Source organism: Gordonia polyisoprenivorans NBRC 16320 = JCM 10675, assembly GCF_000241325.1.
Taxonomy (GTDB): Bacteria; Actinomycetota; Actinomycetes; order Mycobacteriales; family Mycobacteriaceae; genus Gordonia; species Gordonia polyisoprenivorans.
The window spans coordinates 33764-59330 of the sequence record NZ_BAEI01000044.1 but is presented as its reverse complement, the minus strand read 5'-3'; the positions used below and the strand labels follow the sequence as shown (position 1 = coordinate 59330).

The 25567-nt window shown below is 66.9% G+C and carries 23 protein-coding genes; 10 read left to right on the top strand and 13 right to left on the bottom strand.

All coding sequences use genetic code 11. From position 1 onward, the window contains the following. Positions 1-44: 44 nt before the first annotated feature. On the bottom strand, positions 45-1283 hold the full coding sequence (locus GOPIP_RS12350) for an acyltransferase (RefSeq protein ID WP_006369990.1): 1239 nt from the start codon (positions 1281-1283) through the stop codon (positions 45-47). A 420-nt stretch (positions 1284-1703) separates the two neighbouring features. Here GOPIP_RS12350 and GOPIP_RS12345 point away from each other — a divergent pair, with 420 nt between their 5' ends. Next, on the top strand, positions 1704-3104 hold the full coding sequence (locus tag GOPIP_RS12345; RefSeq protein ID WP_006369989.1) for a styrene monooxygenase/indole monooxygenase family protein: 1401 nt from the start codon (positions 1704-1706) through the stop codon (positions 3102-3104). 138 nt (positions 3105-3242) lie between these two features. Here the strand turns inward: GOPIP_RS12345 and GOPIP_RS12340 are convergent, their stop codons facing one another. Then, entirely contained in the window at positions 3243-4211 is a 969-nt protein-coding gene (locus GOPIP_RS12340; protein WP_244421145.1) for an alpha/beta hydrolase family protein, read from the bottom strand. A 100-nt stretch (positions 4212-4311) separates the two neighbouring features. Between GOPIP_RS12340 and GOPIP_RS12335 the strand changes: the two genes are divergently transcribed. The 4 genes from GOPIP_RS12335 to GOPIP_RS12320 are packed head-to-tail and all read left to right on the top strand — an operon-like array spanning position 4312 to position 9343. Then, entirely contained in the window at positions 4312-5244 is a 933-nt protein-coding gene (locus tag GOPIP_RS12335; RefSeq protein ID WP_006369987.1) for an oxidoreductase, read from the top strand. Positions 5245-5292: 48 nt separating this feature from the next. Then, on the top strand, positions 5293-7278 hold the full coding sequence (locus GOPIP_RS12330; RefSeq protein ID WP_006369986.1) for a TerD family protein: 1986 nt from the start codon (positions 5293-5295) through the stop codon (positions 7276-7278). 47 nt (positions 7279-7325) lie between these two features. Continuing rightward, positions 7326-8219, top strand: coding sequence for a DUF1295 domain-containing protein (locus GOPIP_RS12325; RefSeq protein WP_006369985.1), 894 nt, complete (start codon positions 7326-7328; stop codon positions 8217-8219). Then, positions 8216-9343, top strand: coding sequence for an FAD-dependent oxidoreductase (locus tag GOPIP_RS12320; protein WP_035727881.1), 1128 nt, complete (start codon positions 8216-8218; stop codon positions 9341-9343). Before GOPIP_RS12325 ends, GOPIP_RS12320 begins: the two co-directional genes overlap by 4 nt. 271 nt (positions 9344-9614) lie before the next feature. Here the strand turns inward: GOPIP_RS12320 and GOPIP_RS12315 are convergent, their stop codons facing one another. Next, positions 9615-10694 (bottom strand): NAD(P)H-dependent amine dehydrogenase family protein, encoded by a 1080-nt coding sequence (locus GOPIP_RS12315; RefSeq protein ID WP_006369983.1) that lies wholly within the window; start codon positions 10692-10694, stop codon positions 9615-9617. 35 nt (positions 10695-10729) lie between these two features. Continuing rightward, positions 10730-11800, bottom strand: a complete 1071-nt coding sequence (locus GOPIP_RS12310; protein ID WP_006369982.1) for a Rieske 2Fe-2S domain-containing protein — start codon at positions 11798-11800, stop codon at positions 10730-10732. A 130-nt stretch (positions 11801-11930) separates the two neighbouring features. Between GOPIP_RS12310 and GOPIP_RS12305 the strand changes: the two genes are divergently transcribed. Then, positions 11931-12572 carry a TetR/AcrR family transcriptional regulator gene (locus GOPIP_RS12305; RefSeq protein WP_006369981.1) on the top strand — a complete coding sequence of 214 codons (642 nt, stop codon included), beginning with the start codon at positions 11931-11933 and terminating at the stop codon, positions 12570-12572. On the opposite strand, the gene trxA is transcribed toward GOPIP_RS12305, so the two are convergent. Genes trxA through GOPIP_RS12285 form a run of 4 tightly spaced genes read right to left on the bottom strand, consistent with a single transcriptional unit; the run spans position 12557 to position 16089 of the window. Then, complete coding sequence (trxA, locus tag GOPIP_RS12300; protein ID WP_014361789.1) at positions 12557-12934, bottom strand: thioredoxin; 378 nt, start codon at positions 12932-12934, stop codon at positions 12557-12559. The genes GOPIP_RS12305 and trxA overlap by 16 nt on opposite strands. Before the next feature lie 46 nt (positions 12935-12980). Next, entirely contained in the window at positions 12981-14588 is a 1608-nt protein-coding gene (locus GOPIP_RS12295) for a glycerol-3-phosphate dehydrogenase/oxidase (RefSeq protein ID WP_006369979.1), read from the bottom strand. Continuing rightward, positions 14585-15427 (bottom strand): phosphotransferase family protein, encoded by an 843-nt coding sequence (locus GOPIP_RS12290; RefSeq protein WP_006369978.1) that lies wholly within the window; start codon positions 15425-15427, stop codon positions 14585-14587. The genes GOPIP_RS12295 and GOPIP_RS12290 overlap by 4 nt, the downstream gene beginning before the upstream one ends. After that, on the bottom strand, positions 15424-16089 hold the full coding sequence (locus GOPIP_RS12285) for a class II aldolase/adducin family protein (protein WP_020173253.1): 666 nt from the start codon (positions 16087-16089) through the stop codon (positions 15424-15426). Before GOPIP_RS12285 ends, GOPIP_RS12290 begins: the two co-directional genes overlap by 4 nt. A gap of 80 nt (positions 16090-16169) precedes the next feature. Here GOPIP_RS12285 and GOPIP_RS12280 point away from each other — a divergent pair, with 80 nt between their 5' ends. Then, positions 16170-16823 (top strand): TetR family transcriptional regulator, encoded by a 654-nt coding sequence (locus tag GOPIP_RS12280; protein WP_006369976.1) that lies wholly within the window; start codon positions 16170-16172, stop codon positions 16821-16823. 65 nt (positions 16824-16888) lie between these two features. Here GOPIP_RS12280 and GOPIP_RS12275 read toward each other — a convergent pair whose 3' ends face one another. Both GOPIP_RS12275 and GOPIP_RS12270 read right to left on the bottom strand, forming a co-directional pair. Beyond that, positions 16889-17524 (bottom strand): TetR/AcrR family transcriptional regulator, encoded by a 636-nt coding sequence (locus GOPIP_RS12275; RefSeq protein ID WP_006369975.1) that lies wholly within the window; start codon positions 17522-17524, stop codon positions 16889-16891. Beyond that, a complete protein-coding gene (locus GOPIP_RS12270; RefSeq protein ID WP_006369974.1) occupies positions 17524-18753 on the bottom strand; it encodes an MFS transporter in 1230 nt (409 codons plus the stop codon). The genes GOPIP_RS12275 and GOPIP_RS12270 overlap by 1 nt, the downstream gene beginning before the upstream one ends. A 266-nt stretch (positions 18754-19019) precedes the next feature. On the opposite strand from GOPIP_RS12270, the gene GOPIP_RS12265 reads away from it, so the two are divergent. Genes GOPIP_RS12265 through GOPIP_RS12255 form a run of 3 tightly spaced genes read left to right on the top strand, consistent with a single transcriptional unit; the run spans position 19020 to position 21866 of the window. Further along, positions 19020-19841 carry an SDR family NAD(P)-dependent oxidoreductase gene (locus GOPIP_RS12265; protein ID WP_035727878.1) on the top strand — a complete coding sequence of 274 codons (822 nt, stop codon included), beginning with the start codon at positions 19020-19022 and terminating at the stop codon, positions 19839-19841. Further along, entirely contained in the window at positions 19835-20602 is a 768-nt protein-coding gene (locus tag GOPIP_RS12260) for a hypothetical protein (protein ID WP_006369972.1), read from the top strand. The genes GOPIP_RS12265 and GOPIP_RS12260 overlap by 7 nt, the downstream gene beginning before the upstream one ends. 7 nt (positions 20603-20609) lie before the next feature. After that, positions 20610-21866, top strand: a complete 1257-nt coding sequence (locus GOPIP_RS12255; protein WP_006369971.1) for an aminotransferase class III-fold pyridoxal phosphate-dependent enzyme — start codon at positions 20610-20612, stop codon at positions 21864-21866. Positions 21867-21895: 29 nt separating this feature from the next. On the opposite strand, the gene eutC is transcribed toward GOPIP_RS12255, so the two are convergent. The 3 genes from eutC to eat are packed head-to-tail and all read right to left on the bottom strand — an operon-like array spanning position 21896 to position 25499. After that, positions 21896-22672 carry an ethanolamine ammonia-lyase subunit EutC gene (gene eutC, locus GOPIP_RS12250; RefSeq protein ID WP_006369970.1) on the bottom strand — a complete coding sequence of 259 codons (777 nt, stop codon included), beginning with the start codon at positions 22670-22672 and terminating at the stop codon, positions 21896-21898. Then, positions 22669-24075 carry an ethanolamine ammonia-lyase subunit EutB gene (locus GOPIP_RS12245; protein WP_006369969.1) on the bottom strand — a complete coding sequence of 469 codons (1407 nt, stop codon included), beginning with the start codon at positions 24073-24075 and terminating at the stop codon, positions 22669-22671. The genes eutC and GOPIP_RS12245 overlap by 4 nt, the downstream gene beginning before the upstream one ends. Further along, a complete protein-coding gene (gene eat, locus GOPIP_RS12240; protein ID WP_006369968.1) occupies positions 24072-25499 on the bottom strand; it encodes an ethanolamine permease in 1428 nt (475 codons plus the stop codon). Before eat ends, GOPIP_RS12245 begins: the two co-directional genes overlap by 4 nt. Positions 25500-25567: the final 68 nt, after the last annotated feature.

The following is a 25567-nucleotide window of genomic DNA, read 5'->3' as shown; positions in this document are numbered from 1 at the left end:
CGGCTATCGGCCGGCGTCGGCCGTGGTGCTCGCGATGCGCCCGGTCAGCTCTGCGAGGCCCGGTTCCGACGCCACGGCATCGGGATCGGCAAGCGTGGGCGTCCGGTGACGTAGAGCGAGCCGGGAAGGTGACGCAGTATCTCGACGAGAAGCAGCGAGCCGGCCAGGGTCAGCAGGTACACCACGAAGGTGCTCCAGGGCTCGCCGATGAGAACCAGCATCGCGGGCCTGCCGTTCATCTGCGGGTACAGGATGAAGAACAACACCAGTACGTGGCAGAGGAACACGCTGAAGGACCGGTTGGAGGCGAACGAGACCGCGCGGGCGAACCGAGGCGTCATCTCGCGCCAGTGCTCACCCCAATGCGCGGCCACCGCATACAGGCACGTCATCGCCACGACGAGAAACGGCACGAGCGCGGGGTAGAACGCGGAGTTGTTGTCGTGCACCGGCTTTCCGTCGTACCACACCCCGTAGAGGTACGTACCCAAGGCGAGGGCGGCCGTGGCCAGCAGCGCGCCGAACAGCCACCAGCCCTTTCCGGAGAGCCAGCGCCCGATCTCTTCACGATGCACTGCGGCGACCGCACCGTAGAGGATGAAGAACTGGTACGGGATGAAGGTCGCGTAGTTGTGCCACCAGTAGGTGGCGATCGAGGCCGGCGGTTCCCAATAGGTGATGGTGGCGGTGATCGCGAGTTGCGCGGCGAGGCTGGCCAGCAGCACCCACTTGTGCTTGCCCACGGTCGCCCGCACCAGCCACAGGACCAACGGGAAGAGTAGATAGACCTGCAACATCACGAACAGGAAGTACATCTGGAAGCCCGACAGGCCCCACATCGCGAGTTTGCCGAACTCGTTGAGGCTCGTCGGGACCTCGCGTAGCCGTCCGTGTACCCACATGTCCTCGACGACCCAGTAGATGAACGACCAGATCACGTAGGGGAAGATGACGAGCTTGATGCGCCGACGCCAGAAGGCGAACGTCGAGAAGTCACGCTTGTCGAAGTTCTGGTACATCAGCACGAAGCCGGTGAGCGCGAAGAAGGTGTTGCGGGTGAAGTGCAACAGCATCGAGGTGGTGTTGACCGGCAGGCTGGTGAACTCGTCGGTGGTCTGGGTGAGGCAGTGTACGAAGATGACGAGGGAGAACGTCGTCGCGCGGATGAGGTCGACGTGGTGCAGGTAGGCCCGCTTGGAGCGCTGCCCGACGGACGGGGCGCTGGCCGAAGGTGCCTGCGTCTGCACGCCGGTGGTGGTCGCGCGCGTGAGTGCTGTCGTCATTCCTCAACTCTCGAACGGCTGCTCGGGACGGATGATCGCCACGTCGCGCGGGGTGGTCCGCGACACCGCCGACGTGCGGACGCGGCGTCGCATCCGAAGACCGTCGTGATCTATCCGTGATCAAGCGTCACAGTATCAGCGCCACCTTGCGGGTCGCTGAGACAATTCTGGACGTACGTTCCCAAGTGAACAACATCACATGAATTTCGCGAATCCGACATGTGCTCTTCTGATGCACGTCGCCCTGACCTCATCTTTCCCTGCAGGCGACCGATGAGATTGCACTGAACGAAATCCTTTTGCCGTTCCTGAGGACCCGGCACCCTGACTCGCACCTGCCCGCTCGGGCGACTTGCGACGCCTGACCCGCGACGTCGAATCCGAGCGGACCACGAGGTCGACAAGGGAAGAGGACAACACATGACAGATCAGCACAACGGGGAAGCGCGGAAGAGGTCGGTGGCGGTGGTGGGCGCTGGGCTCGCCGGGACCAGCGCGGCGCTCGGGTTCGCCGACGCCGGTTTCGACGTCACCCTCTACAGCGACCGTAACCGCGAAGAGCTCCGCGACAAGGTGCCGCCGACGGGCGTGGGCGTGCTGTTCGGCAAGCCGCGGGAGTGGGACGCGGAGATCATCGAGGATCTCTACGAGGTCGGTAACACCACCGGCATCAGCGTTCGGCTGCATTCGGGCAGTGGGGACGAGCGCGCGGACGTGCTCGCATTCAATCCCGATTACGGCTATGTGGCGCAGGCGGTGGACCTCCGACTGCGGGCCGACGACCGACTCGGCCGTTTCCTGGACCGTGGCGGGCGTTTCGAGGTGGGACATGTCGACGCCGCTCGCCTCGACGAGATCGCCGGCGCCCACGACGTCACCCTCGTGGCCACCGGCAAGGGTGGCCTGTCGGCGCTGTTCGAGGTCGACGAATCGCGCACGCATTATCACGAGCCGCAGCGCCGGCTTCTCCAGGTGACCCTCGAGGGTGTCGACCACGGCCCGGACACATTCGCCTACCGCTCGCGCGAGGGCGGGCAGCACTCGCTGTTCAATCTCGACAGCGACAACGGCGAGATCTTCGTCGGCCCGTTCCTGCACAAGGATGCCGGATCGACGTGGTCGTTCATCGTGTTCGCCAAGCCCGACGGGCAGTGGGCGCCGCTCATCGACAACGTCGTCGACGCGCGATCGGCGCGCCAGACCGTCCTCGACATCTTCGAGAAGTTCTTCCCGAAGGACGCCCCGGTGGTCTCGCGGCTGCAGGTGATCGAGTCCGATCCGTACTCCTGGCTGACCGGCGCGGTGACTCCGACGGTTCGTAAGGCCGTCGGACACACCGCGAGTGGTCATGTGGTCGCCGCCATCGGTGACACCGCGATCGCCGTCGACCCCGTCGCGGGTCAGGGTGCGGCGAACACCCTCATCCAGGTCGCCGAACTGGTGAAGGCGGCACGCGCCCGGCTGGCCGACGACCCGGATGCCGCCCTCGACGAGAACTGGCTGACCGCCGAGTTCGAAAAGCACTGGGAGCGGCGTGGTCACGCGGCCACCGAGGTCACCCGTCTGTATCTCGGCGATCCGGACTTCGCCACCCACCTCGAGCTGGCGTTCCCGGCAGCGGCGGTGAACACCGACATCGCCTCCGCCCTGTTCGGTCTGCTGTCCGATCCGAATCCGTTGCTGTCGTTGAAGTCTCGCGACGACGTGTTGGGCTTCATCTCCGCGGTGGCCGGCGAGCCCGCCGACGATGTGCTGGCCCGGTTCACACCGGCCGGGGAGTTCAGTGCCGCTCCCGAGCAGAAGGAAACCGTCCCCGCCTGAGCGGTGTCACCGGTGGTCTCTCGACCACCGCGGTTGTGTCATCCGAATACAGATTCCACCAAGTTGGCCGAAAAACCCCGATTTTCGGGGTCGAGGGTCCGCTGGCGTGGAATCTGTATTCGTATGCGGGGCGTTCGATCAACGATCGTCGTGCGCCGGTGCCGTCAGGCCGACGGCGGCGACGATTTCGTCAACGAGGCGATCGAAGGTTCTTGACGACGGCGAAACGATCGACGAATGGGTTTGTCCGGCAAAGACTATGAGTCGGGCATTGCCGCCGACCGCGGTGTCGGCGGTGACGTAGTCCTGGGTGAGAATCGCCGGCACGGTGGTGTCGAGGCTGCCGACGAGCCCGATCACCGGGACCTGCGGGTCGAGATTCTGGATCGGATCGACAGCGGAGTACCGACGCGGCACCCGCTGCGGCGGGCCGCCGAGCACCCGCACCACATTGCGGTCGCCGAGCGCTGCGGCACGACGCATGTCGAGCGGCCCGGCGATCGACATCGCCACCGCGGGCCGATATCTCACCGGTACGCCGAGGGCGTCGACGCTGCGGTAGTCGCGGGTGGCGGTCCACACCGCGAGCTGGGCGCCGGCCGAGTGACCGACGACCACAGATCGTCGCGCATCGATGATCGGGTAGTCCCGGGCCACGACCGGGATGTCGTTGACGGCCGCGGCGACGTCGGAGAACGTGGTCGGCCAGCCACCGCCGCTGCCCACACGGCGGTACTCGACGTTGAGTACGGCCACGCCGCGGTCGGCGACGGTGGCGGCGAAGACGTTGAAGCTGCCTGCGCCGATGGTCTTGCCCCATCCGCCACCGTGGATCAGGATCACCAGCGGTATCCGGCCCAGGTGCTGATGGTCGGGGAGATACAGATCCATCCAGTTCTGAGTCGGATCGGCGTGGGGCACCGGGTAGTCGATGCGCTGAATCCGGAGTCCGGCGGGTGCCACGGGCACCGGGGGTGGCGCCGCATCATGGGTGCCCGCGCAGGCCGCGAGTCCGAGCACGACGCACAGGGCCACGACCGCGTACGCGAGCGTCGACCGCACTCGCGCGACACGCGACGGCGACGGGGGTACGCGCTCGGTGGGCACCTCCACATTGTGTCGCCATCGTGTCGGAACCGCCCATCCGACACCGACATTTCGGCTGTGTGATACCCAAAGGGCACACCACAGGTCAGGAGGGGCAACGATGCGCGGTAGAGGTTGGGGTCTGGCGGATGCCCCCTCGCAGCACGGACGGGTGGCGGTGGTGACCGGCGCCAACTCCGGGATCGGGTTGGAAACCGCACGTCAGCTCGCCGGATTGGGTGCGCGGGTGGTGTTGGCCTGCCGCAATCCGCGGTCTGCCGCCGACGCTCGTGAGGCCATCGCGGCAAGCGTGCCCGACGCCGACCTCGACGTCGCGCGCCTCGACCTCAGCGATCTCGCGTCGGTTCGGGAGTGCGCGGACAAGCTCTGCGCCGAGTATCCCGTCATCGACCTCGTCGTCGACAACGCGGGCCTGATGCGTCAGCGCCGCGAACTCACCGTGGACGGCTTCGAGATGGACTTCGGCACCAACTTCCTCGGTCATTACGCGCTCAACGGGTTGTTGCTCGGCGCGGTGACGGCCGCCGAGGCGGGGCGCTTCGTGACAGTCGGTTCCAAGGTGTATCGCGCGGGCCTGATCGACTTCGACGACCTGACCATGGACCGCGGGTTCACCGCCGCACGTGCATACTCCCGCGCCAAATTCGCCCAGCTGGTGTACGCGGTCGAATTGCAGCGGAGACTCACCCGCGCCGGGCAGCGCGCGCTGTCGGTCGCCGCGCATCCCGGCGCCACACAGTCCGGTGTCATGCGCGATCAGAACGCACTCCTGCAGTGGCTGTTCACCACACCGTCACTGCGCTGGCTGCGGCGCACCTTCATCATGGAGGCCTCCGGCGGGGCGCTCATCACCGTGCGTGCCGCCACCGATCCGGCGGTGCTCGGCGGTCAGTACTACGGCCCGCGCGGCGCCATCGGGTTCAGCGGCCCGCCGGTCCAGATCCCGTTGGCCGAGAAGGCCACCGACCCCGTACTGGGCCGGCAGCTGTGGGAGTGCGCGGAGAAGCTCACCGGGGTGCATGTCGATCTGTAGATCGATCGGGGGGCACCGTGACGACCGGGATGCGGCTAAATTGTCGCAATGCCGACACATCTTCTGGCAAAAGGTGCAAATGTTCGGGTCGCAGACTTCTTCGGTGACCCCGACCCCACGCTGGAAGTGACGATCAGGGTATCGCCGCCAAGCGCTCTCACGGCGGTGGACGCGAGTGTGCTCGTATTGGGCTCGGCGGGAAGCGTGCAGTCCGGTGACGATCTCGTCTTCTACAACCAGCCGGTGGGAATCGACGGCGCCGTACGCCTCCTGGTCGACCGACCGGAGACGGACTCGTCGGACGATGCCACGAATCCGGCCGGGGCGGTGGCACTGGATATCGCTCGGCTTCCGGACCACGTCGACCGAGTCGTCATCGCTGCCAGCGTCGATGCCGAGTCGGGGGAGCACTTCGGTCTGGCCGGTTCGCTGGACATCGACGTGGATCTCGGTGGCGATCAGGCGAATTCGACACCGATCATCCGGAGTGAACTCGACGGGTTCACAGAGGAACGTGCGCTCATCGTCGGCGAACTGTACCGACATGACAGTGGATGGAAGCTGCGCGCCGTCGGCCAGGGATATCGGGACGGGTTGGCGGCTCTCGTCACCGATTTCGGGGTTGAGGTCGACGATCCACAGGAGGCCGCCGACGAGACGGACAAGGCATCGGCGCTGGTCGAGCCCTCCGCCGAGAGCTCGGTCGTCCACGACGAGAACAAGGTGAGTATTCGTCGGCGCAAGCGAGTTGCTCGGATTTCTCCGGACTGGCGTACCAGGCACTCGCCGTATCTCCTGGAATCGGCGACCGCAGAGGGGTGGACGTCGGCACGAATGTTCCCGGCCGAGAAAGCATCTTCGGCCACCGAGCAGGAGACGAGGGCTACCGCGGTGACGCTGGCCGTGATGGAGATCGTCCCCGAGTTCGGCAAACGCATTGTCGGTCAGGCCGGGGGACCCCGGGGCAAGATCGAGTGTTTCACCGAGGTCCGATTCAACCACGCGAACCAGGACCTCAGACCGGACGGACTGATCCGGGTGACCCGCGGCGACAAGCAGTGGACCGCGTTGGTGGAGGTGAAGACCGCCAAGGGGGTGTTGAAGGCCGATCAGGTCGAGGCCTACGTGAAGTTGGCCAGGGCCAAGGGTTTTGATGCGGTGATCACGATCAGTTGCGACATCATGCCGACCGCCGATGACCTGCCGGTGACGGTTGACGCGCGTCAGCTCCGCACGGTCGCATTGCGGCACCTCTCGTGGGAGCAGGTCTTGGCCGAGGCTTCCGTCGTGAGCGCACACGTCGGGGTCGATGACCGCACGCGTGCGCGTGTTCTCGCCGAGTATCTCCGCTACGGGTGTGACCAGCGGTCGGGCATGTGTGTTTTCGACGACATGGGCAAGCATTGGGTGAAGGTCCGGGAAGGCGTGAAGAACAGCACGCTGTCCTCGGGCGATGCCGCCACCGCGGACGTATGTCGCCGGTTCGATCAATTGGGGAAACACCTGGCGTTTCAGCTCAGTTCACTGACCGGCCACGAGGTTATCGCCCGCCCGGCGGCCGCCCACGTCGACGCTGTCAGCCGGGCCAAGCAACTCGCGGACTCCGGCGAGCTGTTCGGCACCCTGCGCGTGTCGGGAGCGGTCTCACCGATCGTCTATCACGCCAACCTGGCCCGCGAGAGGATCAGCTGCTCGACACGAGTGCCTGCCCCACGCGCAGGCAGGCCGTCCACGAAAGTGAATTGGCTCATCCGACAGCTGGACAAGGCGCCCCCTGGTGTGCGCGTCACAGCTCATCAGTTGGGCAGCCGGACCGAGTCGGCGTCCGCGCTACTCGAAGGACTTCGGGACAGCACGGATGCGATTCTCCCGCCGCCCGGAAAGGACATCCGCGAGTTCACGGTGACACTCGAGCTACCGATGGGGTCCAAGCGATCCTCGGACAAGGGTTTTGTCCACGCCATGACAACCCTGGTCAACGGTTTCTACGAAACCGTGGTCGGTGAGGTCAGGGCTCCTCGCGATCCCGAATGAGCTGGTTTCGGGCATGCTCGTCGGGGTGCGCCCGTACGATCAGACCGATGACTCGATCAGCCGGCTTCCTGCGTATCGGAATCGCCTACACCCTCGCGATCGCGGTCGGTCTGGTCTGGCTCTTGTGGGGTCCGCACGTGTCGATGCCATGGTTGGACGCGTTGATCGCCGACGTCCTCGCGACGCTGGTGATCTTCATCTTCAGTCGGGCACACCACAATTCGAGCTTCTACGACGCGTATTGGAGTGTGATCCCGCCGCTGCTGGTGGTGTGGTGGTGGGTCGACGGCGACGCGGGAATCGGGGCGGTGCACTGCTGGCTGCTCACCGCGCTGGTCGTGGCATGGTCGATCCGGCTGACGGTCAACTGGGCCAAGGGGTTTCCCGGACTCCACCATGAGGACTGGCGGTACCCGATGTTGCGCGATCAGGCCGGGCGCGGCGAGATCGTCGTCGATCTCACCGCGATTCATCTGATCCCGACGCTGCAGGTGTTCCTCGCGCTGATGCCCGCCTACATCGCAGTGCGCCAACCCGATACCGAGGCGCCGTGGCTGACCGCGGTCGCGCTGGTGGTCGGGGTGGCCGCACTTGGTCTCGAGACCGTCGCCGATCGTCAGCTGCATGCGTTCGTTGCGACGGCCTCGCCCGGAGCGGTCATGGATCGCGGGGTGTGGTCGTGGTCGCGACACCCGAATTACTTCGGCGAGTTCGGATTCTGGCTTTCGCTGGCGTTGTTCGGGGTGGCGGCGGCTCCTTCCGATGCGTGGTGGATGTTCGTCGGCGCGGTGGTGATGCTGGCGATGTTCCTCGGCGCCAGCATTCCGATGATGGAACGGCGCAGCCTCGACCGGCGCCCCGACTATGCGAGAGTGATCGGCCGGGTGTCGAAGTTCGTGCCCTGGCCACCACGACCGACCGTGCAGACCGATCCGGCGTGAGCAGACCACGGGTGGTGATCGCCGGGCTCGGCGACACCGGCACCCTCACTGCGATCCACCTCGCACGTCGCGCCGACGTCGTCGGGATCACCGTCGCACCGGGTCTGATCAGCGGGCAGGAACTCGGCATGCGGTTGACCCGTCCCGAGGCGTGGGCACACGAATATGCGTTGCCCTACCGGCGATATCGCGCGCTCGACGCCGCCACGATCGTGCACGGACGCATCACGTCACTGGACCCCGACGTGCGGCGACTCACCGTCGCCCGGCCCGACGGCACGACCCTCGACGAGTCGTATGACGCCCTGGTCATCGCGACCGGTGTCACCAACGGATTCTGGCGGACCACTCGGTTCCGCGACGAGGGGCAGGTGTCCGCGGAATTGGCCGACCATCATCGGCAGGTCCGCCAGGCGCGTTCGGTGATCGTCGTCGGCGGCGGGGCGTCGGCGGTCAGTGCGGCCGCCAACATTGCCGCCCACAGCCCGGATACCAAGGTGGACTTGTATTTTCCCGGTCCATCGCCGTTGCGGACGCATCATCCGCGCACCTGGCGCACCGTCGGTGAACGTCTCGAACGCGCTGGTGTTCGACTGCACCCCGACCATCGCGCCGTCCTCGACGACGTCGACACGACCCGACTCGACGCAGGCACCGTGCACTGGTCCACCGGCCAGCCCCCGGCGCAGGCCGACCTCGTGGTGTGGGCGGTCGGCCGCACCGCCCCCAACACCGACGGACTGCCGACTGCGCTGCTCGACGACGACGGCTTCGTGCAGGTGACGCCGACCCTGCAGAACCCGTTGTATCCGAACATCTTCGCTGTCGGCGACGTCGCCGCCACCGATCCGCTGAGGTCGTCGGCACGCAATCGCGCCGACCGGCTGGTCGCCCACAACGTCCGTGCCCACCTACGGGGCGGCCGGCTGCGGACCTATCGGCCGCCACCCCGACGGTGGGGGTCGGTTCTCGGCCCGCAGAGCGACGGTCTGCAGGTGTTCGCGCCGAACGGCCGCGCGTTCCGGTTCCCCGCGTGGGCGGTCGAGAGAGTGCTCTGGCCGGTCATCGTGCGGCGTGGGATCTACCACGGTGTACGTCCGGAACGGGAAGGCCCCGATTGGTGACGACATATCGGTGACGACCTGATCGCTGCTCGACGTTACAGTCCGGGGTTCAACTGTCAGGTTTGTTCTGTATTCTGTGGTCCTGTCTCACGTGAAAGGGGGAGCCATCATGATCGACAACATCTTGTGGAACGCGATCCAATCCAACGACACCGTGCTCGCTGTGCTGCAGTACATCTTCAGCGGCGTCAAGTAGAACATCACGCGACATGCCCCGATCCTCGGTGAGGATCGGGGCATGTCGCTGTCTGACGATGCCTGCGCGCGAGGCTCAACCGGCGAAGCGTCCGGCGAACGCACGCAGTGGCAGGTCGGCGCTGGTGACGATACCGGGCGGCGCGGCGACGACCGTGCGGATCGCATGCAGCGCGGGCATTCCGGTGACCGTCATCCCGATCGACGCGAAATTCTGCGGATCGGAGAGATCGACGCCGGGCCGCGGGAAGATCATGTGCTTGTTGTAGACACAGGGATCGCCCTGGATCTGAGTCAGGTAGCAGCCCTTGATGTCCCACGAGGGATCGGTGTGCGGCGTCATCTGCCACTCGAGGTGGGACTCCACACGCGGGACCCCGCCGACCATGCCCTGATACCGGATGTAGCTGCCGCCCAACGATCCCTTCGGTAGCTGATACCAGCCGAGATCGACGTCCTTGGTGCAGGCGCCGAGCTCATAGCCGAACGTGACCTCGTCGAGTGGGAGGTCGAAGGCGTCGGCCATCAGATACACCGAGTCGGCGAAGACCGCGGTGTATTTGTACAACATGTCCGGCAGACGCGGATCATCCACGGGCAGGCCGTAACCCACTTCTCGCCAGGTCTGCGCGGAGTGATGGCAGGACACGTCGACCGACTCGGTCACGGTGATGTTCTCGATGTCGGCGACGTCGGCGGAATTGACGATGCCGAGGATCTGACAAAGCCCCGGATTCATCCCGGTCCCGTAGAAGGTTGCCCCGCCACGTGCGCAAGCATCGGCGATCACCTCGCTGACGCGTCGCCCCGATGGATGCGGGTGGTTGGTGTCGCGGTGGTAGCCGGTGATCCAGTCGGCGGTGGTCACGACGTCGATCCCCGCTTCGAGGACCGCCACGTAGAGGTCTTCGTCGGGGAAGACACCGTGAAAGGTCACCACGTCCGGGCGCGCGGCGATGATCTCCGCGACGGACCCGGTGGCGCGCACTCCGATCGGTTCCATCCCGACGATCTCACCGGCGTCGCGGCCGATCTTGTCCTCGGTGTAGCAGTGCAGCCCGACGAGCTCGAGATCCGGGTGGCGCTGGATGCGGCTGATGGTCTCGGTGCCCAGATTGCCGGTGGCGACCTGGAATACGCGGATGGGAAGGCTCATCGGGATTACCTCTCGCCGTGGTGTGGTGTCGGGGATCAGGCGCTGGTCACGTGCGCGGACGGATGCAACGGAACGATGGCCCCACTGTGCGGCATGCGTGGGTCGGTTCCCAGATCCTCGCCGTCGGGGTAGAACTGCTCAGCCCAGCGTCGAAGGGCGGTGAACCCGGCGAACTCCTTGCGGGACAACGCCGGTGGGTCGGAGTAGCGCTGGTGCGACCAGATCTCGACGTCGGCGGCGAACTGCTCGATGACCAGGTCGGCCATCGTCTGCCCGTAGGGGGTCATCCCGGTGGCGTTCTCCTCGCCGGGTTTGCGGCCGATCCACACGGTGAACCGGACGTCGCAGGTGTGCTCGTCGACCGGGGTGACCGCGGGCATCGTCCGGTTCTCGATCATGCCCCAGGACCTCGTCACCGAGCAGCCGAGCCCGGCGTTGATGGAATAGACTCCGCTGCCGGCATTCTCGAGGGTCTTACCCTCCTCGAACGCGATGGTGAAGTCGACATAGGACACCGGGCCGTCGAAGTCGTGCCGGGTGAACTCCGGCATGAACGGTGTCTTGTGCACGAAGAGGAAATGCGCGAAATCGACGCCGTTCTCCAGCACGTACTGCGGGTGCAGCTCGAGCCCGCGCCAACAGCGGATCGCCGCGGGCACCGGCGGATAGTAGCGACGCGCGGCGTCGGCGTCGTCCCCGAACGCGGTGAAGATGTCGGGCACCTCGAAATACGGTGCGCGACCGTGCTTGTCGTACCAGATCCAGATCGACTCGTTGCGCTCGACGACCGGGTGACTACGGATACGGCGGCCCTTGTTCGGGCGCGCCTCGTACGGGATGCACACGTTGCGCCCTTCGCTGTTCCACTGCCAGCCGTGAAACGGGCACTCGAGGTTCTCGCCCTCGACATGTCCGCCGTATCCGAGGTGGGCGCCGAGATGTTCGCAGTAGGCGTCGAAGACCGAGACCCGGCCCGACGCCGACCGCCACGCGACCATCTCCTGGCCGAAATAGGTCATCCGGACAACCGCGCCGACCTCGATCTCCGCCGACCACGCGACCTGGAACCAGCCGGTCGGTTCCATCGACAACGGAGTCTTGGCCACCTCGGGTCCTTCCGGCAGTTCGCCTCGCCCGCGGGCTGTCGCGAGCGATATTCCCACCAGAAAAGTAGAACCCTCTACGAAAAAATACAAGAGGGTTCTACGAAAAGCCTCGCGCAGTAGGCTCCAGATCATGACAGAGGCTGCGGTGCGTCGCCCCAACAAGCGGGGACAGGCCACACGCGACGCGATGCTCGACGCCGCGGTGGCGTCGTTGGCCACCGGTGATCCGGGATCGGTCTCGGGCAACCGCATCGCCAAGGACATCGGGGCGACCTGGGGAGCGGTCAAATACCAGTTCGGCGACATCGACGGACTCTGGGCGGCGGTGTTGCGCCGTACCGCGGAGCGCCGGGGCACCCTACCGGTGCGCGCCTTCGACCACCACACCTCGCTGCGCGAGCGTGTTCACGCCATCGTCGACCTGATGTACGAGGGACTCACCGCGCCGGACTCGCGCGCGATCGAGACCCTGCGCGCCGCTCTGCCGCGCGAGTCCGCAGAACTCGAACGCCTCTACCCGCAGACCGCCACCGAACTGCGCTCGTGGGCGCCGCAGTGGAACACCGCCTGCCAGAACGCATTCGGCGATCTCACGATCGACCCACAGCGTGTGACGGCGGTGGCCGCCTTCTTACCCGGCGCAATGCGGGGGCTGGTCTCGGAGAAACAACTCGGCAGCTACAGCGACCTCGACGTCGCGCGTCGCGGACTCGCCGACGCCATCGTCGCCTACCTCGCGCCGACTGTGGAGAGCGGTCAGGACGAGGCCTGATCCGACTCCGACTTCGCGATCTCGGCGCGGACCTCGTCCATGTCGAGGCCCTCCACGGCGTCGATGAGTTGCTCGAACTGCGCTGCGGGTAGCGCGCCGGGCTGATTGAAGACGAGGACGCCGTCGCGGAAGGCCATCAGCGTGGGGATCGAACGGATACCCAGGCTCCCGGCGAGCTGCTGCTGCGCCTCGGTGTCGATCTTGCCGAAGGTGATGTCGGGGTGGGCTTGGGCGGCCTTGTCGAAGACCGGCGCGAATTGGCGGCAGGGCCCGCACCAGCCGGCCCAGAAATCGAGGAGCACGATGCCGTCCTGTTCGACGGTGGCTCCGAAGTTCTCGAGAGTGATCTCGTGTGTACTCATATCCCTGTCAAGGCCGACCCACCAGGGCCTATTCCCGACGACCCAGTCAATCCACCGGGACGCCCAGGCCGGCGCGCGCATCGGCGATCTCTCGGGTGATCCGCGCCGCGTCCCATCCGAGCTCGGCGCCGGCGATCTGTGCCATCTCGGTGAGGTCGTCGTCGGCGGGCCGACCCACCGTCCCGATACCGGTGCGTCGCAGTAGCAGATCGAGCAGGGTGCGAGGCGATTCGTGTCGCGCGGAGTGGGCCACGGCCGCCAGGGGGATGCCGTCGTGGGTGACCGTGCGCGCCAGGTCCGGGCGCTCGATCGCCCGCGCCAGCACGTCGTCGGCGTCGCTGCCAAAGATCTGCTCGACGATCGCGACCGTCCGTGCATCGAGCCCGCCGGCCTGCCGGACGTGCTCGCCGGTGGGTAGGCAGCCCGCGAGAAGTGTTGACGCGCTGGAACTCCGGCGTACCGACAGTCCCTCACGCTCGCTCAGCGTGGTGACCGCCTTCTGTGCGAAGGCCCGCGAATTGGTGTACTTGCCGCCCGTCGCGGTGACGATGCCGGCGAGTCCGTCCCTGCGGTGGTCGACGAGTTCCGAAGCGCGACTGGCGTTGTAGGTGTCCTCGCCGTTCTGCTCGGTCAGTGGTCGCAAGCCGCCGTAGGCCGCGACGACGTCGTCGAGATCGAGCCGGACCGGGACCATCGATGCGGAGTTGATCGCGTCGAGGAAGGTCTCGATCGACGCGCGAGTCAGTCGCCAGTCCTCGACCGCGCCCCGGTACGGGGTCTCGGTCGGCCCGATCAGTGAGAGCCCACGCCACGGCGCGAAACTGAAATGTCCGTGCCCGGAAACGGTGAGCACCATCGTCGTCGACAGTTCACGGGTGACGAGATAGATGCCTTCGGACCGGACCGTCGGCGGTGGTCCGGCGAGGGTTTCGGTGAGCGGACTGCCCGCTAGCACGTCGCGCGCCCACGGCCCGGTCGCGTTGACGGTGACGCGGGCGCGCACCTCACCGACCTCCCCGGTCAGCCGATCGCAGATGTGCGCCCCGACCACACGTCCACCGCCACCGATGATCGTTTGCACCGCAACACCATTGGCGACAAGGGCCCCGTGCTCGGCGGCACTGCGCAGGAAGGCCAGGGTGAGGCGTTCGGGGAAGGCCATCATCGCGTCGTGGAACAGGGCGCCGGAATGCAGGTCGGCCAGGCCGCGCGCGGCGAGCTCGTCGTGATCGAGAATGCGATGGCGCGGAATGTGTTTGGTCGGATCGCCGATCCGGTTGCGGTCGGCCGAGAGGAGGTCGTAGGTAGTCAGTCCGAGGCGTTCGACGATGCCGGGATCGGGCAGCACCATCGGGATCGGTGAGACCAGGTTCGGGGCGATCGACATCAGGGTCCGCCGCTCCGCCAGGGATTCGCGCACCAGCCGGATATCGAACTGCTTGAGGTATCGCAGTCCGCCGTGGATCAGTTTGCCCGTCGCCGCCGACGTCGCACCGCCGAAATCGGACCGTTCGACGAGCGCGACGTCGAGTCCGCGGCTCGCCGCTTCATAGGCGATCGCCGCACCGGTGATGCCGCCACCGATGACCAGGACGTCGACCGTCGTCGTGCGACCGCCGAAGTCGTTGCGCCGCAACCGGGGTGCGGGACTCATCGGCCGGTCCCGGAAGGATCGGCCCCGCCGAGGTCGGCCCGGATGCGGGCGAGTAGATCGGTACGTTCGCTCTCGACGTTGAGCCAACCCAGACGCAGGATGCGGGCAGTGGTCATCCACGGTTCGATCCGCTCGGGTCCGATGCCGGTGCGACGTTGGTACTCGGCGAGGTAGAACCGCAACATCACCCGCCGAACCGATTGGTAGACAACGCGTTGCAGCGCCGAGATACCGGGGAACAATTCGGCTTCGGTGAACAGCAAGGACGTCGCGGCGACGTCGGCGGCGGGGTCGCCGAGCGCTGCCGACTGCCAGTCGATCGTGGCCAGTCCGCCGTCGTGTTCGAACACGTTGAGCGGATGGAAGTCCAGGTGCAGCACCGAATCACCACTCGGCAGTGCGCGGATTCGACGGCGCAGCACGTCGCGTTCGGGGTCGTCGAGGTCGGACAACGGAGCGGTGTCGAGCAGCGAGACGGCCACCTCCCGCACATCGGGGAAGACGTCGCTGCGGGCGGCGTGGATGCGGGCGTGCTCGGCGGCGAGCATCCGGGCCACCGCCGGGATGCGGTAGGGGCGTCGTTCGGCGACGGTGGTGAGGGCCACCCCGTGGAGACGATCGAAGACGATTCCGACCCGCCCGTCGTCGAGCGCAGCGGGGCCGTGACAGCGAATCGGGGTGATGCCCAACGTATTCGCCTCGATCGAATCGCGGACCTCGGTGGCGATGGCGGCGTCGTCGAGGGCCCCGGTGAACACCTTGACGACCCGGTCGGGATCCCACTCGAAGATGTCGGCGGTGCGACCGGTGGCCAGTTGACGCCCGGGTGTTGCGGTCATCCGATCTCCTTCGTGCCGCCGTATCCGATGCGCAGCGCATGCTCGATGACGCCGTGCTGCTGGGACTCGTTCAGAGTACGGGGCGCACCGATGGCATGTGCGCGCCAATAGATCTCACACAACCACTCGAGGAGCAGCGCGTTGTCGGCGGCGGCGGCGAGATCGTTGCCGAGAGCCACCGCACCATGATTGGCCATCAGTGCCGCGAGGCGTCCGCTCAGCGCCGAGTGCACCGCCGTGGCGAGCTCGGGGGTGCCGAAGGTCTCGAACGGCGCGACACGCAGCGATCCGCCGAGGGAGAGCTGTTGATAGTGGATCACCGGCAACTCGGTGCACACGATGGACAGCGCCGTCGCGAATCGGGAGTGGGTGTGCACCACCCCGGACAGGCCCGCGAACTGCGGCTGCCGGTACACCCCGAGATGCAGATCCACCTCGGAACTCGGCGACAGATGACCGTCGAGTACCGCGCCGTCGAGGTCGACGACGGTGACCTCGTCGGCGTCTGCGGAGGTGAGATCGATCCCGGATGCGGTGATGGCCACCACCCCGTCGACCCGGGCACTGACGTTGCCCGCGGTACCGATGAAGAGCCCGCGTTCGCCGAGGTGGCGGGACATTGCGGCGACGCGTTCGCGCAGAACGGTGGTGTCGACTGTCACGCACAACAGCGTGAGTGGACGGAAAACCAAAGGCAAGTTTGGTTGTGTGTCGCTCGACGTTCGGCGGATATGGTGGGCCGGTGTATTCCGCTCCAGACGAGCCGGCTCCGGCCGCTCCGCCGACAGACGATCTTTCGTCGGTACCCCTGAAGCGCACGCCCACCCAGTCGCGATCACGCGAGAAGGTCAGCAAGGCCCTCGCGGCCGCCGACCGGATCGCGGTGCGCGAGGGTGTCGACGCGCTGACCCTGACCAGGGTGGCCGAGGAGGCGGGGCTCTCGGTCGGCGCCCTGCATCAGTATCTGCCCGACCGTGACGCGATCGCCGCCGCCCTCGTCGCCCGCTACCACGAGCGCATCGAGAACCTGATGGACGACGTCATCGATCGCATCGAGGTCGAGGAGATCGCCGACCCGGTCGCCGAGGTGATCGGTCACATCGCGGGGATCTACACCGACGAACGCAGCGTGCAGATCGTGCGGTCCATCGCGCGGCTGCCCGGTGGACCCAGCCGTGCGCACAAGGCACGGATGGCGGTCAAGGTGTGCGAGCTGATGCAGGCGTGTGGACTGACCGGATGCGATATGACGGTGGCGCGCACCGTGTTCGCCGCGGCCGACGCGGTGATGCACGAGGCGTTCAGTGCGGTGGGTGAGGACGGTGCGACCACCCCGGACACGGCGTTGCTGGCCGAGTTGGAGGACATGATCCGGGCGTACCTGGATCAGCGCTGACCCGGAGGGTCTTGATCAGCGCTGACCCGGAGGGTCTTGATCAGCGCTGACCCGGAGGGTCTTGATCAGCGCTGACCCGGAGGATCGGAATCGCCGACCACCTCGAGTGCCGACAGCCCGACGAGGAGCGCGCGGAGACCGAGGAGTAGGCCCTCGACGTCGGTGCTGTCGGGATCGGCGATGCGATGCAGCGAGAATCCGTCGATCATCGCGAGCATGGCGTCGGCGGCCAGCGGGTTCTCGACACCTGCGGCATTCAGCGCTCGGCGGGCGATCTCGCGGGTGGCCTCGATGATCGTGACGACCCGTTCGCGCAGCTCCGGCTTGCGCGAGGCGTAGAGGTAGATTTCGAACTGGGCGACGGTGTGCGGGTCGTGTTCGCTGCGGATGAAGTCGACGAAGCTGCCGATCAACCGGCCCGCCGACGCGGGACCGTCACCGAACGCGCCCTCGAGTGCGCCGAGCCGGGCGACCTCGCGGTCCATCGCCTCGGTCACCGCTTCGGCCATGAGCTCGTCGATCGATTCGAAGAAGTAGCTCGTCGACGAGGCCGGTAATCCGGCCGCGGCGGCCACCGCCCGGTGGGTGACGGCGGCGAGCCCCTGTTCGGCCATGATCTCGATGGTCGCGTCGAGCAGCTTCTGCCGACGCTGACGGCTGCGTCCGCGGACGCCCCGCTCGGTGGTCTGGTGGCTGGTCATCACACCGCGCTCGGGGCCGGACGCCAGCGCGTCGAGTCGATGCGTCGCGCCAGTGGGATGACCGCGACGAGACCGGCCGCGGGGATCAGGAACCCGAGACCGATCCCGGAGCCCGATGCGATGGCGCCGATGATCACCGCGCCCAGGATGACGCCCGCGTAGTTGAAGAGGTTCACCCGTGCGATGACCTCGTCCCGGCGTGCGGGCAGGATGCGTCCGGCCGCGGCGAAGGTCACGGGGATCAGGATGCCGCCGCCGATGCCGGCGATGGCCAGGCCCACGATCGCCCCGGCGAAGGCCGGGACGGCGGCGATCACCACACAGCCGGCGACGCCGATGCCGATCGCTGCCAGGGCCAGACGGGTGATGCCCACCCGTATTTCCAGGCGGTCGGTCACCAGGCGCGACAGCAGGGTGGTGACCTGATAGAGCGCATACCCCAGCGGGGCGAGGTGGGCGAGGTTGTCGAAGGCGTTGGTGAGGTAGACGGTGCTCCACGTCGACACCGCGGAGTCGAGCATGTAGATCGCCATCAGCGTGGCACCGACGAGCCAGATCGCGCGGCGCGGCAACGCAATTCGCTCCGCATCCGGCGCGGGTGACTGCTCGGTATCACGCTGGGCGTGGACCGCCTCCCGGGACGGATCGAGGCCGACGACGCCGAACACCGCAACCGCGAGTTGGATCGCGCCGGCGGTCAGCAGCGCTCCGATCGCGCCCGCCGCGGTGGACAGGAAAGCGCTCATGGCCAGCGCACCGAGGGCGGCCGCCGCGGTATAGGCGGCATAGAAGCGTCCGAGATGGGGTGTGGCCGTGCGGGCTTCGAGCATGGTGCCCTGCATGTTCGCGGCGGCGTCCATGGTGCCCAGGCCGATGCCGTAGACCACCACCGCCGCGATGAACGCGGCGAACACGGGCGCGAAGGCCATCGTCGCAATCGCCGCCACCTGCACCGTCAGGGCGGTGCAGACCGCGACCCGGCTGCCCCGGCGTACCGAGATCAGGTCGGCGGCCACCGAGCCGATTCCGGCCATGACGCACGTGCCGAGCAGGATCACCGCGACGCCCTGGTCGTCGATTCCCCAGGTGTCCTGGAAGGTCGGCAACGCCGTCATGACCGCGGCGTAACCGAGTCCCTGTGCGGCGTATCCGCAGGCCACCGCGGTCTTGCGGACCCGCAGTGAGGGCAGTCCCTCGACCGTGCCCGGTCCTGTCGGCGTGATCTGCATGCCTGGTCCCCCTGTCGGTGTGCGGGTCAATTATCACCGGCGCCGTGGCGTGGTGGACGCCGAAACCTTGCCGGACTCCAGAGTCTGGACTAATGTCCCGGTTACTCCCATTAAGAGTGCGGGAAGTCGACGCCGCAAGTGGGAAGTTTCAGTGTTTACGTCGATGAAACTCGAGAATTCTGCGGCAGCGTCGCCAGCCGAACGAGTCATTTGTCCAGAAATTGGGGATGTGTGTGACTGCACGCTGTCTCCGGGAAGCGGGAGCTGTGAGCGCAGATGCGCCGACGGCGCTGGTCACCGGCGCCAGCTCGGGTATTGGCAAGGGCTTTGCCGAACGGTTCGCCAGGAACGGCCACAACGTCGTGCTCGTCGCGCGTCGGGTCGAGCGACTGCGCGCCCTCGCCGAGAGTCTCGAGCGTCGATTCGGGGTGTCGGCGGCCGTCGTACTCGCCGATCTGGCCGACCCTGCCGCGCCGGGCGCGCTCGCCGCACATCTTCGCGAGGTTGGCCTCGAGATCGGAATCCTGGTGAACTGCGCGGGTTTCGGCACGGCCGGTCGGTTCGTCGACGAGGACGCCGATCGGATCCTCGAGGAGATGACGGTTGATGTGGTGGCGCCGGCACTGCTCACCCGCCACCTCCTGCCCTCGTTGCTGGCGGCCGGTCCGGCAGGCGCACTGATCACCGTGTCAAGTACCGCCGGCCACCAACCGGTGCCCAATCTCGCCGTCTATGCCGCCTGCAAAGCTTTCGTGACGTCGCTGACCTCGGCCATCTGGGAGGAGAGCCGCGGAAGCGGTCTGCGCGTCCTGGCTCTCTGCCCCGGGCCGACCGCCACCGAGTTCTTCGAGGCTTCGGGCTCCGAACAGTTCAAGGTCGGTCGGCTCGGCACCGTTGAGGAGGTCGTCGATGCCGCATTCGCCGCGCTCGACACCACGTCCGGGCCGGTGGTCACCGTCGGCCTCGGCAACCGGATCCAGGCGTTCGCCGCCCGATGTGCCCCGCGTCGGCTGGTGCTGACCGTCGGCGCCCGATCGACCACCCGGGCCGGCAGCGGCCCTCGAGAAAAGGATGGCCGCCCATGCTGATCGACGTCGACGAGCGCGTCCGCGCCGAGATCAACCTCGACGCCGTGTTCGGGGCACTGCCGACCCTGGTCGAATTGGTGCCCGACGCCCGCGACATCCTGTCGCCCATGCGCTCGGACACCACGTTGACACTCCGGGCGCCCGGCGGACTGAACGCGCGCTACACCTTCGGGAGCGGCGGTATCCGACCTGGTTGGGGCGCAGGCGGTCCCACGTTGTTCTTCACCTCAGCCTGCCATCTCAACGCGGTCGTCGCCGGTGATTCGTCGCCCATCCCGGCCGCCGGACCGCGCGGGCTACGATTCCTCACCACGGTGTTCACACCGCTGACCAACCTTCTCGGTGAGTATCTGAGACCCGACCCTCAGCGTCTCGCCGACCCGCGGTTCCGGGAGATCTCCACGTTGCTGACCCTCGAGGTGGTGGCCGGCGCACTCACCGTTGTTGCCAATCATGATGATAGCGGCCGATTCTCGGCGGCGCATATGTCCGACGGGCGCATCGACATGCAGATCGGTGACGAATACACCTATCGATTCCGGGTCGCCTCGTCGTACATGCGACGCACCGACGTCACCTCTGCCCGCCCGACCGCGGTCTTGCGTTTCGCCGACCTGACCGTGGTCGGCGACGTGCTCGCCGGGCGCGAATCGTCGTTGGCCTGCGTTGGCGACGGCCGCATAGCCATGTACGGACTGATCCCGCTCATCGACAACCTCAACCGCATCCTCGACCGTGTCGGGGCCTACCTGGAGCCATGATCGTCACATGACCGACATCCAATCCCCCAGCCGCCCTTACACATACGCGGCGAGCGACGCCGCATTTGCCCGTGCCGCCAAGGTGATTCCCGGAGGTGTCTACGGCCACCTGTCGCCCACCGAGGGCATGCACATCCCGCGATCGGCCTTCCCGAAGTTCTCCTCACATGCCCAGGGCACCCGATTCTGGGACCTCGACGGCAATGAATTCATCGACTACATGTGCGGATACGGTCCCAACGTCCTGGGTTACGGTGATCCCGATGTTGCTGCCGCAGCCGATGTCCAAGCGCGCAAGGAAGATACCGTCTCGGTTCCGTCGGTGGCGCTCGTCGACTTCGCCGAGGTGATGGTCGACACCGTCGCGAGCGCCGACTGGGCATTCTTCGCCAAGAACGGTGGCGATGTGACGACGCTGGCGATCATGACCGCGCGCGCCGCCACCGCACGCCGCCGAATCGTCTTCTTCTCCGGCTACTATCACGGCGTCGACCCGTGGGCACAGAAGCTCGACTATCCCGGCGTCCTGCCGCAGGATGTCGGTGGCAACATCGAGGTCAAGTGGAACGACATCGACTCGCTCAGAGAGACTTTCGTCGAACATCGCGGTGAGATTGCCGCCCTCATTGCACAGCCGTACCAACACGGGAACTTCGCCGACAACGAGCTACCAGCGCCTGGGTTTTGGGCCGCGGTTCGTGCACTCTGTGACGAACACGGAGTGGTGCTCATCGTCGACGACGTGCGCGCCGGCTTTCGTCTCGACCTCGCCGGCAGTGACCATCACTACGGCTTTTCTGCCGACCTCATCTGTTTCTGCAAGGCGATTGCCAACGGCTACAACGTGTCCGCCCTGTGCGGCCGGGAGAGCTTGCGGTCGGCGGTCAGCAGCATCACCTACACCGGTAGCTACTGGATGAGTGCGGTCCCGTTCGCCGCCGGTATGGCAACCATCGCCAAGCTCAAAGAACTCGATGCGCCTGCGTTGTTCCGGGAACTCGGCACTTCTCTGACCGAAGGTCTCGTCGACGTCGCCGCCGGTCACGGTCTGACCCTTGTCGCCTCCGGCGAGCCCGCGCTGTTCTACCTTCGCATCGCCGACGATCCGTCGTTGATGTTGCATCAACGCTGGATCGCCGAATGTGTTCGACGCGGGGTGTTTCTCACCTCCCACCACAACCACTTCATCAACGCCGCCCTCACCTCCGACGACATCGTCCGAACACTGGAGGTCGCCGACGAGGCGTTCGGTGCAATCGTGTGAAGACTGTCGGCACACACGCCCGGCGTGCCTCAGGTGAGCCCCGACTGCTCCGCCGCAGCCACCGCGGCCTCACCCGCGGAGGTGTCCTTCAGGGCGACACCCGACGCGCCGAGTTGCCGGGCGCCGGCGACCAGCGCCGCGACGATCCGGGCGGCGTCGGCGTACCCGAGACCGTCGGGTGGGTGGATGTTGGAGATGCAATTGCGTTCGGAGTCACGCCGACCCGGCTCGGGCGCATAGGTGAGGTAGATACCGAGACTGTCGGCCACCGACAGGCCCGGCCGTTCGCCGATGATGACGATCAGCATCTCCACACCGAGTGCCTCACCGATGTGGTCGCCGAGGGCCACCCGGGCCTGGGAGGCGAGAACCGGTGGCGCGACGGTGAATTGCGGTGTCAGAGCCGACGTCAGGGCGTCGATGAGGGCGACGGCGTGGGTGTCGACGGCGGTCGCCGACAGTCCGTCGGCGATGACGATGCCGATGTCGGCGCCCGACGACTCGATCGATGACAGATCCGCGGGCATCCGGCCGAGGTCGGGCCGCCGCAGGTATTCGGCGCGGGAGGAGGCCCGGCTGGTCACCGCGATCGGTTCGCCGAAACCCAACTCCCGCAGTCCCTTGCCGACGGTGTCGATGTCCATCGGGGTGTGGACGGCGTCGCGGGCGGCGGCGTGATCGGCCTGGAAGGTGAGGACGTCGCGCGTCGAGAGGGTGTATCCGCTGCGCCGCAAACCGATTCGCGCCTGTGTGGTGCGCCGCATCAGGTCCCACGGGTCGTGGGCGGGGGTGTTGCCGGTGCTCATGAGGCGGCCAGTCCGCGCAGCGGTGAGGTGTGCGGATCGAGGGGGGTGACCCGTCCGCCCTCGTCGGCCATGCCGATGGTCTGCATCCACGCCTCGAATTCCGGTGCGGCGCGCAGTCCCATGACCTCGCGCAGGTAGAGCACGTCGTGAAACGACAGGCTCTGATAGCCCAGCATGATGTCGTCGGCGCCGGGCACGGTGATGACGAACGGGCAGCCCGCCAGGCCGAGCAGACTCAGCAGGGTGTCCATGTCGTTCTGATCGGCCTCGGCATGGTTCGTGTAGCAGACGTCCACACCCATCGGCAGGCCGAGGAGCTTGCCGCAGAAGTGATCCTCGAGGCCGGCGCGGATGATCTGTTTGCCGTCGAACAGGTATTCCGGCCCGATGAATCCGACGACGGTGTTGACCAGGAGCGGGTCCAGCGCCCGGGCCACCGCATACGAGCGGGTCTCCAGGGTCTGCTGATCAACCGGCCGGCCGCCGGTGCCCAGGTGCGCCCCCGCCGAAAGTGCCGATCCCTGACCGGTTTCCAGGTACATGACGTTGTCGCCGACCGTGCCGCGCCCCAACGATCGTCCGGCCTCGTCGGCTTCGCGCAGCACGGCGAGGTCGACACCGAATCCGCGGTTGGCGCCCTCGGTTCCGGCGATGGACTGGAAGACCAGGTCGACCGGCGCGCCTTCCTCGATGAGCCCGATGGTGGTGGTCACGTGCGAGAGCACACACGACTGCATCGGAATGTCGAAGCGGGTGCGGATCTCGTCGAGCAATCTCAGCAGGGTGGCGGTGGCGTGCGGTGAGTCGGTTGCCGGGTTGATCCCGACCACCGCGTCACCGCAACCGAGCAGCAATCCGTCGAGCAGTCCGGCGGCGATGCCGCGCGGATCGTCGGTCGGATGGTTGGGCTGTAGCCGCGTCGCCAGGCGGCCCGGCAATCCGATGGTCGTGCGGAACGCCGAGATCACCTCGACGCGACGGGCGACGGCGATCAGGTCCTGGTTGCGCATCAGTTTGCTCACCGCCGCAACCATTTCCGGTGTCAGCCCGGGTGAGACGGCACGCAGCCGGCGTGGTCCTTCCGGATCACCGACCTGTTCGAGCAACCAGTCGCGCAGGCCGCCGACGGTCAGGTGTGACACCGGCGCGAAGGCCTCGCGGTCGTGGGTGTCGATGATCAGCCGGGTGACCTCGTCGGACTCATACGGCACCACCATCTGTTCGAGGAATACCGTCAGCGGGAGGTCGGCGAGCACCCAGGCGGCGGCGGCGCGCTCGGCGTCGGACTCCGCGGCGCACCCGGCCAGCTCGTCGCCCGAGCGTGCGGGCGTGGCCTTGGCCAGCACCTCGACGAGGTCGGCGAAGGTGTAGGTCTGTCCGCGCAATGTCTGACGGTAGGTCACGAGAGTCCTTCTTCGGCGTCGGCGATGGCCTGGAACTCTTCGTCGGCGGTGGCGAAGACGAGCCGCTTGCGGCTGTAGAAGCCAAAATAGCCCATGATCACCGCGAACACGATCAGACAGCCGGTGGCGGCGGTGATGTCGACGAGGAAGGTCGCGATGACCGCGAGGACGGCGACGACGAGGGCGAACGAGGTGGTGACGATGCCGCCCGGCGTGCGGTAGGGGCGTGGCAGCTGCGGTTCGCGCACACGTAGCACGATGTGACTGATCATCATCAGCACGTAGCTCAGCGCGGCCCCGAAGACCGCCATGTTCAGCAGCATCGCGCCCTCACCGGTCAGTGACAGGCCGAATCCGATGACGCCGGGCACGATCAACGCCAGCGTCGGCGCCTTGCGAGAGTTGGTGACCGACAACGACTTCGGCAGATAGCCGGCGCGCGACAGCGCGAACAGCTGCCGGGAGTAGGCGTAGATGATGGAGAAGAAGCTCGCGATCAGGCCGGCGAGGCCGATGTAGTTGACGACGGTGTGCGCCGCGCCGCTGCCCAGCGCCTCGACCAGCGGGTTACCCGAATCCTGCATGGCCTCGGCGCCACCGGCTCCCGACACCAGGAACAAGACCAGCGCGCAGGTGAACATCAGCGCGCACATCGCCGCGATGATGCCGCGCGGCACGTTGCGGGCCGGGTCCTTGGCTTCCTCGGCGGCCAGCGGGACACCCTCGACCGCGAGGAAGAACCAGATCGCGAACGGGATCGCCGACCAGATGCCCAGAAATCCGTGCGGGAGGAACGAACTCGCACCTGCGGCGTCGGTGGGCGCGATGTTGGTCAGGTTGGCCCACGAGAAGTCGCCGAGCGCCGCGATCGCGAAGATCAGTAGCCCGAGCAATGCGATCGCGGTGATCACGAACATCACCTTGAGTGCTTCGCCGACGCCGGCGAGGTGGATGCCGATGAACAGTGCGTACGCGGCGAGGTACACCCACCATCCGTCGGTGATGCCGAACAGATGCAGCGATTCGACGTAGGACCCGATGAAGGTCGCGATGGCCGCCGGGGCGATCGCGTACTCGATGAGCACAGCGGTGCCGGTGGCCATCCCGCCCCACGGCCCGAGCGCACGACGGGCGAAGGTGTATCCGCCGCCGGCCGCGGGCAGTGCCGAACTCATTTCGGCCATGCCCAGCACCATCGCCAGATACATCGCGGCGATGATGACCGCGGCGATCGCGAGACCTCCGAAACCGCCCTGGGCCAGGCCGAAGTTCCAGCCGGAGTAGTCACCGCTGATGACGTAGCTGACGCCGAGCCCGGCGAGCAGCACCCACCCGGCGGTGCCCGTCGCGAGTCGGCGTTTGTCCAGGTAGTCGGTGGTGGCAGCGGTGGCGTCGGCGACGCGACCGTGTTCGGTGGTGCTCATGGGCGCCTCTTTCGGTGGGCGGCGAGATCGGCGTCGGTCTCGCCGGGAAGGGAACGAGAATCGACGCT